The sequence below is a fragment of the Puia dinghuensis genome (genome assembly GCF_014642875.1).
Lineage (GTDB): Bacteria > Bacteroidota > Bacteroidia > Chitinophagales > Chitinophagaceae > Puia > Puia dinghuensis.
Genome location: NZ_BMJC01000006.1, coordinates 301,837 through 317,263, shown reverse-complemented (window position 1 = coordinate 317,263; position 15,427 = coordinate 301,837). Strand labels below are relative to the sequence as shown.

At 53.2% G+C, this 15,427-nt stretch carries 13 protein-coding genes and 1 tRNA gene; 5 read left to right on the top strand and 9 right to left on the bottom strand.

Going from position 1 to position 15,427, the window contains the following annotated elements; genetic code table 11:
• The gene (locus IEY39_RS26530; protein WP_188937359.1) at positions 1-717 is read left to right on the top strand and encodes a head GIN domain-containing protein; all 717 of its coding nucleotides are present in this window, start codon (positions 1-3) and stop codon (positions 715-717) included.
• 31 nt (positions 718-748) lie between these two features.
• Here the strand turns inward: IEY39_RS26530 and IEY39_RS26525 are convergent, their stop codons facing one another.
• The 3 genes from IEY39_RS26525 to IEY39_RS26515 are packed head-to-tail and all read right to left on the bottom strand — an operon-like array spanning position 749 to position 3,674.
• Entirely contained in the window at positions 749-2,020 is a 1,272-nt protein-coding gene (locus tag IEY39_RS26525; RefSeq protein ID WP_188937358.1) for a hypothetical protein, read from the bottom strand.
• Complete coding sequence (locus IEY39_RS26520) at positions 2,017-2,448, bottom strand: Rieske (2Fe-2S) protein (RefSeq protein ID WP_188937356.1); 432 nt, start codon at positions 2,446-2,448, stop codon at positions 2,017-2,019. The genes IEY39_RS26525 and IEY39_RS26520 overlap by 4 nt, the downstream gene beginning before the upstream one ends.
• A gap of 5 nt (positions 2,449-2,453) precedes the next feature.
• Positions 2,454-3,674 (bottom strand): di-heme oxidoredictase family protein, encoded by a 1,221-nt coding sequence (locus tag IEY39_RS26515; RefSeq protein ID WP_188937355.1) that lies wholly within the window; start codon positions 3,672-3,674, stop codon positions 2,454-2,456.
• A gap of 144 nt (positions 3,675-3,818) precedes the next feature.
• Here IEY39_RS26515 and IEY39_RS26510 point away from each other — a divergent pair.
• From IEY39_RS26510 to der, 3 genes are all read left to right on the top strand, one after another.
• A tRNA-Met gene (locus tag IEY39_RS26510) sits at positions 3,819-3,890 on the top strand.
• Positions 3,891-3,942: 52 nt separating this feature from the next.
• Entirely contained in the window at positions 3,943-4,812 is an 870-nt protein-coding gene (era, locus tag IEY39_RS26505; protein ID WP_188937353.1) for a GTPase Era, read from the top strand.
• A gap of 15 nt (positions 4,813-4,827) precedes the next feature.
• Complete coding sequence (gene der / locus IEY39_RS26500) at positions 4,828-6,138, top strand: ribosome biogenesis GTPase Der (protein WP_188937352.1); 1,311 nt, start codon at positions 4,828-4,830, stop codon at positions 6,136-6,138.
• 16 nt (positions 6,139-6,154) lie between these two features.
• On the opposite strand, the gene IEY39_RS26495 is transcribed toward der, so the two are convergent.
• The 4 genes from IEY39_RS26495 to mgtE all read right to left on the bottom strand — a co-directional run bounded on the left by IEY39_RS26495 (position 6,155) and on the right by mgtE (position 12,714).
• Positions 6,155-8,365, bottom strand: a complete 2,211-nt coding sequence (locus IEY39_RS26495; protein ID WP_188937350.1) for a DUF4954 family protein — start codon at positions 8,363-8,365, stop codon at positions 6,155-6,157.
• Position 8,366: 1 nt separating this feature from the next.
• Positions 8,367-10,202: a glutamine--fructose-6-phosphate transaminase (isomerizing) gene (gene glmS, locus IEY39_RS26490; protein ID WP_188937348.1), complete on the bottom strand. Its 1,836-nt coding sequence runs from the start codon at positions 10,200-10,202 to the stop codon at positions 8,367-8,369.
• A 100-nt stretch (positions 10,203-10,302) separates the two neighbouring features.
• Positions 10,303-11,232, bottom strand: coding sequence for a hypothetical protein (locus IEY39_RS26485; protein WP_188937347.1), 930 nt, complete (start codon positions 11,230-11,232; stop codon positions 10,303-10,305).
• A gap of 93 nt (positions 11,233-11,325) precedes the next feature.
• Positions 11,326-12,714: a magnesium transporter gene (gene mgtE / locus IEY39_RS26480; RefSeq protein WP_188937345.1), complete on the bottom strand. Its 1,389-nt coding sequence runs from the start codon at positions 12,712-12,714 to the stop codon at positions 11,326-11,328.
• A gap of 53 nt (positions 12,715-12,767) precedes the next feature.
• On the opposite strand from mgtE, the gene IEY39_RS26475 reads away from it, so the two are divergent.
• On the top strand, positions 12,768-13,154 hold the full coding sequence (locus tag IEY39_RS26475) for an SET domain-containing protein (protein ID WP_188937339.1): 387 nt from the start codon (positions 12,768-12,770) through the stop codon (positions 13,152-13,154).
• On the opposite strand, the gene IEY39_RS26470 is transcribed toward IEY39_RS26475, so the two are convergent.
• Both IEY39_RS26470 and IEY39_RS26465 read right to left on the bottom strand, forming a co-directional pair.
• Positions 13,148-14,800 (bottom strand): porin family protein, encoded by a 1,653-nt coding sequence (locus tag IEY39_RS26470; RefSeq protein WP_188937333.1) that lies wholly within the window; start codon positions 14,798-14,800, stop codon positions 13,148-13,150. The genes IEY39_RS26475 and IEY39_RS26470 overlap by 7 nt on opposite strands.
• A complete protein-coding gene (locus IEY39_RS26465) occupies positions 14,781-15,374 on the bottom strand; it encodes an RNA polymerase sigma factor (protein WP_188937332.1) in 594 nt (197 codons plus the stop codon). The genes IEY39_RS26470 and IEY39_RS26465 overlap by 20 nt, the downstream gene beginning before the upstream one ends.
• Positions 15,375-15,427: the final 53 nt, after the last annotated feature.

Genomic DNA, 15,427 nt, shown 5'->3' with positions numbered 1-15,427 from the left:
ATGTGCAGATCGCTTTTCTTATTGTTGGCAGGGAGTTTTTTGCTGTTGACAGTCCATGCGCAAAAGACCATCATCAACGACCCGAACGCCGAAGTTCGCCCGGTAAAAGGCTATCATGGCATCGAGGTTTCGGGTGGCATCAACCTTTACCTGAGCCAGGGGGAGGAAGAAGCCGTGGTCGTCAGCGCCAGCAATCTCAAATGGCGGGAGCATATCCGTACGGAAGTGGTTGATGGCATCTTAAAGATCAGCCTCGACCAGCATAGATGGTCACGTGGGAATATAAAGATCAAAGCTTATGTCAGTTTCACCACTCTCGACAGGCTGACCGCCTCCGGCGCCAGTAATGTCTTTGTCGATGGGGTCATCACCGGAGATCGGCTCGCCATCGATCTCTCCGGCGCAAGCGACTTCAAGGGCGCTATCAACGTAAAGGAGCTGCGGCTCGAGCAGAGCGGCGCTTCAGATTCCCATGTCACGGGCGTTGTGGCCGAGCTGGCGGAGATTCATTCGTCCGGCGCCAGTGATGTAAAGGGCTATGATCTGACGATACAGAACTGCTCCGTGCACGCTTCCGGCGCTTCCGACATCCGGGTCACCGTCAATAAAGAGCTAAGCGCCGATCTTTCCGGCGCCAGCAGCGTCTTCTATAAGGGGGACGCAGTTATAAAGGATGTGCGCTCCAGTGGCGCGAGCACGGTGAAAAAGAGCTCCTGACCCCCTTTCCCCCGGCCGCAAAGCATCCCGCCTAGAAATACGTAGAGATCCCAAAATTGAATTCCCCGGTGTTTCCGATGGTGGCGCCAATGGTGTTGCCGGTGATATCCCGCTGGTGCTGGTGCCTGTAGTTGAACCGTAATACCGTCTGTTGCGTCGGCCGGAAGCTGATGCCGGGCATGATACTCCAAAGGTCGTTGTACATCCTGGTGCCGGTGGACGTAAATTTTCCTACATTCCAGTCGACATATTCCAACCGCACGGCCAGGTTTACAACGGCGTTTTCCCAATCCAGTATCTTCCCTCTGATCACCGGCTGGACTATATCAGCAAACCCACCAAACTGCCTGTTGCTATACTGCTGGGTATAATTCGGCGGAATATCTACAAAAACCCAGGCCCACTCCGTGGTCAGCGCGGTCCGGGTCGCCGGAAGCACCGTATTGAAGTCGACATCCAGCACGCGTACACTCCGCTTGTCGTCTACGGGAGTCCCCTCGACACGCCAGGTGTTGTATACTCCACCCATATAGGAAAGCCCCAATTCCCCGATGTTATTGTTGCGGGCCGACAGCTTGGCCGTGATCAGCGGCTCTCCGCTGGCGCTGGAAGTAAAGCGCGAGGTATTGCTCTTTGCCGCGGGCAGAAAGGTCTTACCCTGGGTATTGTCGATGATGGAATCATTGAATCCCCCGGTGAGATAAATTTCATAACCGAACATCCAATTCTTCCGGTAATGCTTGCCATAGATGCCAAAGCCGGTATTGTTCCAGGTGGCGGGGAGCATTTGCGTCATAGCGATGGGGCGATCGGTGAACTCCCATTTCGGACCATCATGGTTCTGGTTGAATGACCCGATGGGATTTACGATCATCCCGCCGCGAAGATTGAGCAGCGGGTGCAATTCGATGTCCAGCGCGGCATATTCAATTTCAAATTCCGGTCCCTTTTTGGCCTGATCAGGGTCACCACTGGGATCATTTTCATATTCTATCTCCGACAGGAATTTTATTCGCTTTGAGATGCTGGATGCGACAAACAGGCTAAACCGTCTAAATTGAAACTGGTTGCCGACCGTTATGCCGGAGGTGGAAGCGTATTGCCAGTTGGATTCGACATATCCGCCGATGGACACCGGCAGTTTGCCCAATTTCAGAAAGGGCCGGTCGTAGATGGCATCCATTGCGAGGCCTTTTTTCGTCGTGTCGGTATCATGCGTCCGAAGCAGGCTGCTGTCGATCTGTGCCGTGGCAGAATAGAAAAAAAGGGAAAGCGTCAGTGCGGTAAATAAGGTCTTTATCACTTTAAGGAGATGTTGATTTGGTTATTTTGAATAGTTACGGGAAAGGTCCTCAGGTTGGTGTCCGCGGGGCCGTTCTGTACGACTCCGCGGTTGCTGAACTCGCTGCCGTGCGCGGGGCATTGCAGCCTGTCGCCGAAAACCTGCAATTCGGCGCCCTGGTGGGTACAACGCATAAGTACAGCCGAATACTGGTCTTCTTGAAAGCGGTATAGACAGATGGGATTACGCAGCTGGTCGTTCTGGACGACCACATAATTTCTGTACTTGCCGTCTTTCAGGGCAAAGGCGGAAGCAGGGATGGTCAGGCCGGTATTCGTGAGCTTTCCCGGGATCATTTTGGTACTGCTGCAACCCTCCAGCAAGGAAGTGAACAACGCGCCCCCCATACAGGCAAAGCCGCAGGTTTTGATAAACTCTATTCTTTTCATAGCGCTTACAGGGATTTCAGAAAGGTGATGAGGGCCTGGTGGTCTGTTGCCGAAAGGTTGGCAAACCGGTTGGCGCTGGCGGCAGCCTCGCCGCCGTGCATCGTGATCGCCTGTTCGATGCTATGTGCCCTTCCGTCGTGCAACAGGTAGTAGTTGCCGCCCTGTACGCCGGGCGTCAGCCCTAGTCCCCATAAGGGCGTGGTTCGCCATTCGGCGGTGGAGGCATTGCCTTCCGTGTACCCGTCGTCCAGGCCCGGACCCATATCGTGCACCAGCAGATCGGTATACGGGCTGAAAGTCTGATAGGAGAGGGCATCGATGGGCGAATATCCCGTAGTGAGGGTTGGGCGGTGACAGGCGGCGCACCCGATGCTGTTGAATACCTGGCTGCCATGCTGGACGACAGGGTTGCCGGTGTCGCGTTGGTTCGGCGTCTGCAAACAGGTGACATAGAATACAACGGAATTGAGGGTGCTGTTGTCCACTTCGGGCGTACCCGGCGAGGATGGCGCCGTCTGGTCCAAATAATTGTAAGGATCGTAAGGCATGAAGGTGGAGGTGATGCCCATGTCGTGGTTGTAGGCTACGGCCACCTGCTGCAGGAGGTTATATGTCGACGCCTTGCGCCCGAAACGGCAGATATACTTTCCGTCTCCCCGCGGTATGGCATTGGCGAAGGGTATCACATAAGAGGGGATGGAGTTGTAATTGGGATGCCCGCCAACGCCGTCCGGGTTTTGCTGATTCTCCGCCGCCATAGCCAGGATGGCTGAATCCGGAACAAGCTCCAGGAAGCCAACCCCTGCGGTGATGGGGGCAATGAATCTGGCGCTGGTGGCTCCGGGAGGTAGCTGTTGGGGCTGATAACCCGGGAGGTTCGCATTCTGCAACTGAGGTCCTCCCTCCGCCAAAAACTTGTTTCCCGTGGTATCGGCCTGGCCAAAACGGGTGAGCATGGTAAACGGATGACCGCGGTTGTCGCTGGAATGGCATTCACCGCAGCCGGTGGAAACAAAATAGGGACCGAGCCCTGTTGCTGCCGTTCGGATAGCGAAAAAGGCATCGTTGCCTTTGGCAAATAAGACACTTTGAGCATTGGAAAGGCTTACGGGCCCGCATAAGGTATTCGTCGGGTCGGGCATTTGCGGCAATAGCTTGTAACATCCGCTGAGCAGGGCAATGATAAGGCTGATAGAAGCAGTCAGAACAGTAGCTTTCTTTTTCATGACGCAAAAGAAAACCGGATCACCCGCAATGAGTTACGAGATCGGAAATCGGTTTTGCCGCATCGGGAATTTTGCACCTTGTGGCCGAATAAACCATATTTATTTGGCTATGAATCCAAATCATTGTACTTTTGCCCTCCACATCGCGAAGTAGAGCAGCGGTAGCTCGTCGGGCTCATAACCCGAAGGTCGCTGGTTCGATCCCAGCCTTCGCAACACAGGCCAGGGCCCCAAAAAAGGGCCCTTTTTTTATCTTTGCACCGTTAAAATGAAATCCGGATTCGTCTCCATATTTGGTAAGCCCAACGCCGGGAAAAGCACCCTGCTCAACGCCCTCATGGGCGAAAAGCTGGCTATTGTCTCCCCCAAAGTGCAGACGACCCGCCATCGGATCAAAGGCATCCTCACGGAAAAAGATTACCAGATAATTTTCTCCGACACGCCCGGTATCATCGAACCCCGGTATAAGCTACACGAAAAAATGATGCATGCAGTCAGGAATGCCCTCGAAGACGCCGATGTTGCCCTCTTGCTGCTGGACATCCGTGATGACTGGGAAGAGAACGACAGGCTCTTCACCGAGCTTCGGCTCAAGGCCCCTGCTGTCGTGGTCCTTAATAAGATGGATGGCGTCTCAACGGAAAAGCTCGCCGAAGCAAAAGCCTTCTTCACCACCAGGCCCTACTGCCGCGAGATGATCGCCATCTCCGCTTTGAAGAAGGAGAACCTCGATGGCCTGCTGAAGACTGTTCTGGACTTGCTGCCGGAAGGTCAGCCCTTTTTCGAAGGGGATGATCTGACCGACCTTCCCACCAAATTCTTCGTAGGAGAATTGATAAGGGAGAAGATATTCCTGCTGTATGGAGAAGAGATACCCTACCAGGCCACCGTTCTGGTGCAGGAGTTTCAAGAGAAAACAACGCTGACAAAGATCAGGGCGGACATCATCGTGCAGCGTGAGTCGCAGAAGGGCATCATTCTTGGAGAGGGAGGTAAGATGATCCGGCAATTGGGTTCAGAGGCAAGAAAGGACATCGAAGCCTTCATTGACAGGAAGGTCTTTCTCGAATTATTTGTCAAAGTGCGGCCGAAATGGCGCGACACGGAAAACTTTTTAAAGGAATACGGATACAACTAATAATCAGACCAGCGTATGAGTGGATTTACAGTGGCTATCGTCGGCCGGCCCAATGTGGGGAAAAGCACTTTTTTTAATCGCATGCTCGAGCAGCGCAAGGCCATCGTCGATAATGTCAGCGGCGTCACGCGCGACCGGCAATATGGCGTTGCCGAATGGACGGGCAAGAGCTTCAACCTCATCGACACGGGTGGTTTTGTCCCCGAAAGCGAAGATGTGTTCGAACGCGAGATAAAGAAACAGGTGCTCATCGCCCTGGAAGAAGCCAATGCCCTCATCTTTGTGGTCGATGCGTCTACGGGGATCACCACGCTCGACGAGGCGATGGCCGATGTCCTGCGGCGGACGACCAAGCCCGTTTTTTTGGCCGTTAACAAAGTGGATAATGCAGACAGGCTGCTGGAAGCTGCGGAATTCTATAGCCTGGGATTCGAAAACATCTTCTTTCTGTCTTCGATGACCGGTAGCGGCACGGGCGAACTGCTCGACGCCGTCACCGCACTTATAGATGAGGACCATACAGAGCCGGAAAATGCCGATCTGCCAAAGTTTGCCATCATCGGTCAACCCAACGTGGGTAAATCTTCCCTGCTGAATGCCCTTATCGGTCAGGAACGCACCATCGTCAGCGACATAGCCGGCACGACGAGGGATACCATTCACACCCGATACAACCTGTTTAAAAAGGATTTCATCCTTATCGATACGGCCGGCATCCGCCGCAAGGACAGGGTCAACGAAGACCTGGAGTTCTATTCGGTCATCAGAGCCATAAAGGCCATGGACGAAGCGGATGTCTGCCTTCTGATGATCGATGCTGCCAAAGGGATTACCGCGCAGGACCTCAGCATCTTCAGTCTCGCGGTGAAAAAAGGAAAGGGCATTGTCATCCTGGTGAACAAGTGGGATCTCATCGAGAAGGATACCAATTCGGCGAAGGAATACGAGAAGCAGCTGAAAGAGCGGCTGGCGCCCTTCACCGACCTGCCCATCATCTTCATCTCCGTCATCGATAAGACGCGCATCTTTCGCGCGGTGGAGACGGGGCTGGAAGTCTATGAGAACCGGCAGCGGAAAGTGCCAACGTCGCAGCTCAACGAGGTGATGTTAAAGGCTGTGGAAGCCTATCATCCGCCTGTCGTCAGGGGGTATCCGCTAAAGATAAAATACATCACCCAGTTGCCGACGGTAGTTCCTTCTTTTGCCTTCTTCTGTAATTTTCCGGATGATGTAAAGCAACCCTACAAGAATTATCTGGAGAACCAGCTACGGGCTAACTTCAATTTCAAGGGGGTGCCGGTGCGCCTGTTCTTCAGGAAGAAGTAGGTCGCTTCCGGCAGGGCTATTTCATCTTCCACCGCTGCATAAGCTCCTCCACTTCCTTGCGGTATTTCTTCAGGGCTTCTCTCTCCTGGCGGATGAAAGCGTTGTCCTCCAACCGGCCGACGACGGCTTTCATTTCCTCCGGTGAGTCATAGACCATTTTTCGGAAAGGATTCGTATAGTCTTTTGCCCGGGTTGTATAAATTTCTTTTGTCAGCTTTTCTTTTGTAGCGACACTCTCTCTCAACAACCGGCCCAACGCCTCCAAACCGCCCTTACGCAGCGATACTCCTGTCGTTGCCTTCAGTGCGGCCAGGGCATGGTTCAGCTTGTCTGTTGCATACTGCTCACCCTGGCGTTGATAGAAAAGATGCACCTGGTCCCAGTTGCGGATCTTTCCGCCATGTATCTGCTTGATCAATTGCTGCATCTGGGGTTCTCTTATCAGTTGCCCGCCGGCATTGACCCAGCGCTGTAAGGGCAGGCTCGATGGCAGCAGTTGAAGCAATTCGGTCCAGCTGTCGATACTCTCCTCGCGGATAAACCGTAACAGCTGATTCGCGGCATGATAGGCGATCAGCTCCCGGTAAAGGGCCCAGGCCTGGGCTGTTTTTACCAGCCGCACCTTCCGGTCGCTGTTCTCCCAGCCTTCTGCCACGATCTCCAGCGCTTCAACTTTTTCGGGGGCATCCTGTAGCAGGCCGGCGCCGAGTTCGATCAAGGCTTCGTCGCTGAATTTCCTGCCCTCGCTCTTCGCCATAGCCAGCCCGACACACCGCTGCAGCAGCGGCAGGGCTTCTACCATCTCCCCGATGGTGTCGGGCGCGAGGTAATCGTATTCTATCGATTGCGTCTTATCGATGCGTTTGTCACGGTCGACATATTTCCATGAGTTGCGGGCTATCGCATACATATTGTGCAGGAACCAGTAGGCGGGCATCACCATCAGCTCGTCTTTGCTGACATCGTTGCTGATGAGTGCAAAGGGCATCGGAATATCCAGCTCTGCCGGATAGTCCCCCTTCGCAAGGATGGCATAGGAGGCAAATCGGGAATTGTGCTTCAGACTAACGCATAACCCTGGCCAGAAACCCCGTCCTGCAACAATTTCCCCATCAGGGCTTCTTGAATTATGATTCGAGCCGATGGTCGCTCCCGCCGCCATATTACTTTGGCCCATCACCAGCGCGGCGCATAGAAAAGAATTGTTATGGTGCTGTTCGTGAGCAGGAAAGATCAGCGAGTTCAATACCTCGCAGCAGGAGATGGTCGCATTGTTACCCAGATAGGAGTTGATCAGGCGCGCACCGTATTTCAGCTGGGAATGCGAAGCCATTACAAAACGAACGGCTTTCACCCCATAGAAGATTCGGCAGCCAAAACCGATGATCCCATTCACCAGTTCGCACCCTTCGCCTATCTGCGATTTTGCTTCGGCGGAAGAATTGATGGTGAGGTTCTTTAATTTGTTGGCGCCCTTCAGGTAGGCGTCGCTGCCGATCCATACATCCTTGATGATCTTGCAGTTTTTAATAACGGTGCGGTCGCCCACCTTTCCATAATAGCCACGGCGGTTATCGAATGCCGCAGCTGTGAATTCCTTGAATTTGTCCTGTAGCTCTTTGTCCTCACGGTGACGGGTCCAGAGCCAGGCGTCGCCGGGTAACATACCGTTGAAGGGGATGATGCGGCGGCCGCCATTCTCGTTGCAAACCTCCAGCCAGATGCGGATGGACTCTTCCTCGCCCTCTTTCAGGATGCCGTTGCCGAATTTGGCATGATCGGTCGTCGCCATCTCGTTCGTATTGACGATCATCACATCATTGCCGATGATATAATGGGACAGGTAGTTCGTATTGTCGATGCAGACGTTGTCGCCCAGGTCACAACTGATGATGGTGCTGTTGTACAGTCCCACCGGTCGGCGCAGGTTGTGGAATTCCAGAAAGAATGGCTCCAGTTTTCCTACCCGCACCAACCCGAAGAATTTACAGTTCTGTACCAGTTCGGGCGTAAAAGCATCCGAGACCAGGATATCGTTCCAGTTGGCCGACGTGTTGCGGTTGCGTACCAGCACCTCTATCTCATAGGCTGTCAGCTGCCGGTAGGTGATACCGCTTCGGTTCTGCACATTCCGCAGATAGTATTCATCCTTTCCCTTCGGGAGATAGGGGCTATCGATAAACTGATAGCCAAGGGATTCGATGGAGCTTTTCTTTATTTCGTTCATATTATTCCACCGTTACGCTTTTGGCCAGGTTTCTTGGCTTATCGACATCATAGCCCTTGACGGCGCCGATGTAGTAGGCCAGTAACTGCAGCGGGATCACACTGAGCATCGGGGCGATGATCTCGTCGGTCTCGGGGATGCGCATGCAATCTTCGGCCATATTTTCAATGATGCTATCGCCATGGCTGATCACCGCGATAACCCTGCCCTTCCGGGCTTTTATCTCCTGGATATTGCTGACTATCTTTTCATGATAGGAATCCTTTGTTGCCACGAATACCACCGGGAGCTGTTCGTCCACCAGTGCGATGGGGCCGTGTTTCATCTCGGCGGCAGGATAGCCTTCGGCATGGATGTAAGAAATTTCTTTCAGCTTCAATGCGCCTTCCAGTGCTACTGCGAAGTTGTAGCCCCGGCCAAGATAGAGCGCGTCCTTGGCGTCCTTATACTTTTGGGCCAGCCCGCGAATCGATTCACTGAGTTTCAGCACCTCCTTCACCTTCTCCGGCACCGAATGCAACTCGCCGAGAAGTTGCATATACCGGGTCGTGTCGATGGTGCCTTTTTCATGGGCGATCTTTAGTGCGATCATCGTCAGCACGGCTAACTGGGCGGTAAAGGCCTTTGTCGACGCTACCCCTATCTCCGGACCTGCGTGTGTGTATGCACCGGCGTGGGAGATCCGTGCAATGGAGGATCCTACAACGTTGACAACTCCCAGGATGAAAGCGCCGCTTTCTTTTGCCTTTTCGATGGCGACGATGGTGTCGGCCGTTTCACCGCTTTGCGAGATGGCAATGATGACATCCCCCGGATGGATCACCGGGTTGCGGTAGCGGAATTCGGATGCGTATTCGACTTCGACGGGGATGCGGCACAACTCTTCGAAGATGTATTCGGCGATCAGCCCGGCATGCCAGCTGGTGCCGCAGGCGATCATGATAATACGTTTTGCCTGGGTCAGCTGTTGGATGTTCTGCTGGATGCCGGCCATCCGGATGGTGCCCTTTGTGGCATCGAGGCGGCCCCGCAGACAGTCGAAGATGGTGTCCGGCTGTTCGAAGATCTCCTTTAGCATGAAGTGGTCATAACCACCCTTTTCGATGGCCGCCATTTCCAGGTCGAGCTTTTGTACAAAGGGCGTTATCTTCTCGTTGCCCAGGTTTTTGAGGATCAGCTCGTCGGCCTTTAAGATGGCTAATTCGTAATCGTTGACATAGACCACCTCCTTTGTATATTCAATGATGGGGGAGGCGTCGGAGGCGAGGAAATGTTCGCCCTTGCCGATGCCGATGACGAGCGGACTTCCCTTTCGTGCGGCGATTACAGTGTCAGGCATATCCTTGTCGAGTAACACAATAACATAAGCCCCGACAACACGTCGAAGTGCGATGCGCACCGCTTCTTCCAGTCCACAGTTGTTGTTCTTCTGGATATCTTCGATAAAGTTGAGCAACACTTCCGTGTCGGTATCGCTGTTGAAATGATACCCTTTGCGCATCAATTCCTGCTTCAGCTGGGTATAATTCTCGATGATGCCGTTGTGGATCATCGCCAGCCGGCCGCTTGCCGAATGATGGGGGTGGGCATTGCGGTCGTTGGGTTCGCCGTGTGTCGCCCAACGGGTATGTCCCATACCGGCGTGAGCATGCAGGTCCTTGCCGACCAGGCTGTCTTCCAGTTCGCTGACCTTTCCTTTCTTTTTGTAGACCCGCAGGTCTTTGTTGAGGAGCGCAACTCCCGAGCTGTCGTAACCCCGGTACTCAAGACGTTTTAATCCCTTCAGAATGATTGGATATGCTTCCCGCGGACCGATATAAGCAACAATGCCACACATAAGTGCAAAATTTTAGCTGTGCAATATTAGACAATAATTATCAAAAATTAGCCCCCTCAAAGGAGGGGGCTAATTATCAAATGAACAACGAACAATTTTTTTAATTGGTATTCACCGGCACTGTTTTCCAATACCCTTCGATATAGATCCAGCCGCGGTTGGTGTTTTTCCAATGAGCTTTTACCCATACTTTATCGCCGGCAACAGACCCCGGGGCGGTATTGTCGGCATATTGGTAGCTGCTTGGGTGAAGGTTGGTACCCGGCACGTTCTGTAACGAATCGGGGTTGGGATAATTATAGTTGGGGTCGTCGTAATTGTTGTTGTTTTTGTTATTCTGCTTTTGACGCGGCTGCTGCTGTTCCGATCTGTCGCCATAGGGATCTGCGGGGTCATCGTCATAATAACCCGGATCATCATAATAGGCGGGAGGCGGATAAGCGTAGTAGGGATTACCATAGTAATAAGAAGGATAATACCCATAAGGATAACCGTAGTAATAGGGCCAGCCGCAATAGCCGAGGCCCCATCCGAGCCCGAGGCCAAAACCCCAGTAGGGCCAGTAACCCCAGCCACCGTAGTAGCCGCCATAGTAACCACGATAACCGCCATAATATCCGTGACCATAATTGCCGCGATAACCGCCGGAGTAACCTCGGCCGGTGTATCCATACGTGCGGAATCCGGCCCCTGCATATCCCCGGCCACCGCCGTAATAGCCCCTGCCAACACCGGCATAGCCTCTGCCACCGCCAAAGGAATGGATCCCGCCGGAAAAGCCTCTTCCACCCCCAGAGAAGCCTCTGCCACCAGAAAAGCTTCTGCCACCGCCGAAGGAATGGCCCCCACCGGAAAAGCCTCCACCGCCGCCAGAGAAGCCTCTGCCGCCGCCAAAGGAATGGCCCCCTCCACCGCCGCCAAAGGAATGGCCTCCACCGGAAAAGCCGCCGTGGTGTTGGGAATAGCCGGCTACTCCCGCCAGCATCAGGAGCAGCACGATGAGGGTTATTTTTTGTTTCAAAGGTGTCATAATAACATACAGATTTACCTTTCAAATTACGACAAAAAAACAGGGGAGAAAAGGACATTAACCAATGCGCGCAGCTCATTAACAAAGAGGCATCTATAACAAGATGCCGCGCATGATCACGAAGGCGACGGAGAAGTAGATCACCAGCCCGGTGACATCCACCAGGGTCGCCACAAACGGTGCGGAAGAAGTGGCTGGATCGGCGCCGAATTTCTTCAGTACGATGGGGAGCATACTACCGGCAATGGTCCCCCACAACACTACCCCTACGAGGGAGACGCCAACGGTACCCGCTATCAGGAAGGAGTGGTCGCCATAGGTATGAAAGATCTGGTTCCAGAGCATCACCCGGGTAAAGCCGATGATGCCGAGTACAGCCCCCAGCATCAGGCCGGAAAGCAGCTCGCGTTTGATCACCCGCCACCAGTCGACGATGGTGATCTCTCCCAGGGCCATCGCCTGGATGATGAGGGTGGAAGCCTGGCTGCCGCTGTTACCGCCGCTGGAGATGATCAGCGGGACAAAGAGGGCAAGCACGACGGCTTTTGCGATCTCGTCCTCAAAATAACCCATGGCGGTGGCAGTGAGCATCTCGCTGAGAAAAAGCACAACCAGCCAGACGACGCGTTTCTTGAACAGCTTGACGAGGGGTATTTCGAGGTATGGCTCATCGAGGGCTTCGGTACCCCCGATCTTCTGGATGTCTTCGGAGAACTCTTCCTGGGTGATCCACAACACATCGTCGATGGTGACGATACCCAGCAGTATCTTATTGTTATCCAGTACGGGCAGGGCCACGCGGTTGTTCATTTTGAACGCCTCACTGGCGACTTCCTGATCGTCATTGACATTCAATGCTATATAACGATTGTCGATGACGTCTTCTATCTTCTTCTCCGGGTTGGCGAGAATGATCTCTCTTATTCTGACGTCATCGATGAAATAGCCCTTTTCGTCTACCACGTAAATGACATCGATGGTTTCACTGTCCTTGCCTACCTCCCGGATATGATCGATCACCTCCCGCACCGTCCAATCCTTTTCGACAGCGATGTAGTCAGGCGTCATCAACCGGCCCACGCTTCCCTCGGGGTAGCCCAGCAGCGAAAGCGTGATCTTTCTTTCTTCGGGGTCGAGGGTCTTGATCAATTCTTTCACCACTTCGCTGGGTAGTTCTTCCAGGAAAGAAGTGCGGTCATCCGCAGAAAGATCGTTTAGCAGCTCGGCGGTCTTGAAGGCAGGCAGTTGCTGGATGATCCTTTTTTGTGTGGGCACGTCCAGTATTTTGAATGTGCTGGAAGCCCGGTGGATGCTCAGATGGCCAATGATCTGGCTTTCATATTCGGGGTATTCATAAATAAGCTCGGCGACATCGCTGATATTCTGGTTATTCAGAAATTCCCTTATATGTAGAACATCTTCCGATTGGATCATCTCCAGGAATTGCTCCTTAAAATCAATAGTTGAAGCTTCTGAGGCCATGCCGTAAACCTACGTAAAAATGTTAAATTGTCCGCCAAAAGCCGAAAGAGGGTATGATCCTACCGACACTGTTCATCGCGCCAACACAAGAAATGGGAAGGGGTATCTTTACATCGGAGGATATCCCAAGGGACACCGTCATCGAGATCTCGCCTGTCATCGTGATGACCGGGGGAGAGCGTAAGCTGCTGGACCAGACTTTGTTGCACGATTATATCTTCGAGTGGGGCGCCGATCGCAAGAGTTGTTGTATGGCGCTTGGTTATGTCCCACTCTACAATCACTCCTACCGGAGCAACTGTGAATACGAAATGGATTTTACGCAACGGCTCATCACCATCAAGACTGTTCGCTTTATAAAGGCAGGGGAGGAGATCTTTATCAACTACAACGGTGATTGGAATAATGCATCACCGGTGTGGTTCGACTCAGATCAATAGGAACGCCTCCTGCTCGTCACCGGCGACCACTTCAACGAGAAGTCGATGCCTACGCTGTTCATCTGTACCTGGCCTGCCCCGATGCCCCGTGTCGGTAGCTTCATGTACGGTGCTACCAGTATAGACAAGCTGTTGCTGATGCCGGCCTCTACACCTATAGAAAGATTGACGGTGGAGAACAAATAATTGCTGGCAGCAGGCGGCTGGAAGGGTTGGCAAAATTGCCGGTAAGGGAAAGGCGACCAGTACACATTGGTATGCTCATTCGTGAACAGGTAGGAAGACAACCCACCGCTGACAAAGAATAACGTATTTCCTGCGACGGTGAAATCGTACCGTACATTCAGCGGTATCTCCATCATGTAGAAAGACCCTTTCACATAGTCCACCTTGTTCGGGTCCACATAATTCTGCTGGAAGATAGATGAAGGTGCATGATAATCCTGGGGCCGGGCCGAATAATTCCTTCGTGTGGCGAGTATGCCCGTGCTGATGTACCAGCGGGGTGCAAATTGATAGTCTACGGTGAGCCCCATGCTGCTGCCTGGTTTATCCCCGGCCAGGGAATTGACGGAAGTAAAGTCAGGGGCAACCACCAGGCCAAACTGCCAGTTGCGGTTGATGTGAAGGGCCCTGGGTTTGATCAGCGCCGGGGCGGTGGATTTTAGCGTAAAGGCCCGTAGTGCTGAATCATTGATGTTGGCTTTTTTCTTTAAATTTTGCGGTGACGCTACGGCGGAAAGAGTTAGTTCACGGGCCGGGCTGGTTGCGCCGGTTGAGCTGGCAGCGTTGGCCCCACCGGCGTTGGTGCTTTGCCCCCCGGAGGCGGACGCAGTGTTATTCCTGTCGTCACCGGGCAGGCTTGAGGCTTTGTCTCCATTCTGCCGGCCGTTTTTGCCGTTTCTCGTCCGGCTCCTTTGCCTGCCGCTGGTTCCAGTTATAGCATTGCCGGCACCCGCAACATGGGACGCAGTTCTGCCATTCATCGCAGGCCGTCTGTCGGATGCTCTCCGGCCATTGACCAAAGTAGTTCCATTGGTGGCGGCCCCGGCATTGGTAGTCGCGGTGGCAGCAGCCCCGGTAGCAGCAGTCCTGGAATGGGTATTCCCGACGCCAGCAGAACGGGCGGCAGCAGCCCCGGCATTGGTAGTCCCGGAAGCGGCGGCGCCAGCAGCAGCCCCGGTATTGGCATCCCCGCCAGCATTCGGGGTCACTGAACCCGGGTGATTGGCAGAAGCTCCATCCGGCTGATGGACGGCATCTTGTCCACGGTCGGCAGTGGAGGCTGTGGCGGAAGAAGAGGTAGCAGGTGTAGAAGTGGACTCATCGGTTGCAAAGGGATTTTGAGTGTGAACAGGCGTTTTCTCTGTCGGCGCTTTTGCCGTCAGACCCGGGCTACTGCCGGATGAAGCACCCGGTCTCACCATATAATACGTGACCCCCACCAGCGCCAGGAGGGCCGGCGCATAGTAGAAGGCAAAGCGACGGAAATGTTGCAGGGGATTCCAGCCCGGACGGCCGAACTCCTGATTTATCCGCACCTCCAACTTTTCCCAGGAACGTGGACCCAGTACATCTCCCGGGTCATATTCCTCGGCTGCCTCTTTGCTGAAGCGGTCCAAGTCCTTATCGGATAGGTTCAACATAAGCTTTGTGGTCAGTTTTTTTTGTTAGGATTTTTCGTAGGTTTTCTCTGGCTTTCGATAGATTGGATTTGGACGAGCCAACGGAAATATTCAGATGCTGGGCTATTTCCTCATGGGTCAATCCCTCTATAACGAATAAATTGAAAACGGTGCGATAGGCTGGTGACAGTTGCCGGATGGCCTCAATGATCTCTTTATAGGAAAGAACATCGATGCCCGTCTCCTGTTTGTCGGCAATGTTCTCTGCGTCCTCGGATAACATCTGCCCGTTGATATAGGAGGCGTTCTTGCGGTAGTGATCGATGCAGGTGTTGACAAGAATGCGCTTAAACCATCCCTTCAACGACGCCAATACGTCCGCATGCCGGGACTCCTCGAATTGATGAATATTCTTAAAAAGCTTGATAAATCCTTCATTCATGATCTCTTCCACTTGTTCAAGGTTATTTTGATAACGGTAACAGATTTTTACAGCATAATCCTTGAGCGTATTATATAGCTCCTTTTGGCTCGCACGATCATTCGCACGGCAGCCGGCTATTAAAGCGTGTATTTGCGTGTTTCCTGCAATCAATTCGGATGTGCGGTATTAAGTGGTAGATGAATAAAGAACGCACAAACTAGTTT

Bases quoted from the DNA above. Each gene is read 5' to 3' on its own strand.
- IEY39_RS26530 (WP_188937359.1), top strand. From the start codon at position 1: ATGTGCAGATCGCTTTTCTTATTGTTGGCAGGGAGTTTTTTGCTGTTG.
- IEY39_RS26520 (WP_188937356.1), bottom strand. From the start codon at position 2,448: ATGAAAAGAATAGAGTTTATCAAAACCTGCGGCTTTGCCTGTATGGGG.
- IEY39_RS26515 (WP_188937355.1), bottom strand. From the start codon at position 3,674: ATGAAAAAGAAAGCTACTGTTCTGACTGCTTCTATCAGCCTTATCATT.
- era (WP_188937353.1), top strand. From the start codon at position 3,943: ATGAAATCCGGATTCGTCTCCATATTTGGTAAGCCCAACGCCGGGAAA.
- der (WP_188937352.1), top strand. From the start codon at position 4,828: ATGAGTGGATTTACAGTGGCTATCGTCGGCCGGCCCAATGTGGGGAAA.
- IEY39_RS26495 (WP_188937350.1), bottom strand. From the start codon at position 8,365: ATGAACGAAATAAAGAAAAGCTCCATCGAATCCCTTGGCTATCAGTTT.
- glmS (WP_188937348.1), bottom strand. From the start codon at position 10,202: ATGTGTGGCATTGTTGCTTATATCGGTCCGCGGGAAGCATATCCAATC.
- IEY39_RS26485 (WP_188937347.1), bottom strand. From the start codon at position 11,232: ATGACACCTTTGAAACAAAAAATAACCCTCATCGTGCTGCTCCTGATG.
- mgtE (WP_188937345.1), bottom strand. From the start codon at position 12,714: ATGGCCTCAGAAGCTTCAACTATTGATTTTAAGGAGCAATTCCTGGAG.
- IEY39_RS26475 (WP_188937339.1), top strand. From the start codon at position 12,768: ATGATCCTACCGACACTGTTCATCGCGCCAACACAAGAAATGGGAAGG.
- IEY39_RS26470 (WP_188937333.1), bottom strand. From the start codon at position 14,800: ATGTTGAACCTATCCGATAAGGACTTGGACCGCTTCAGCAAAGAGGCA.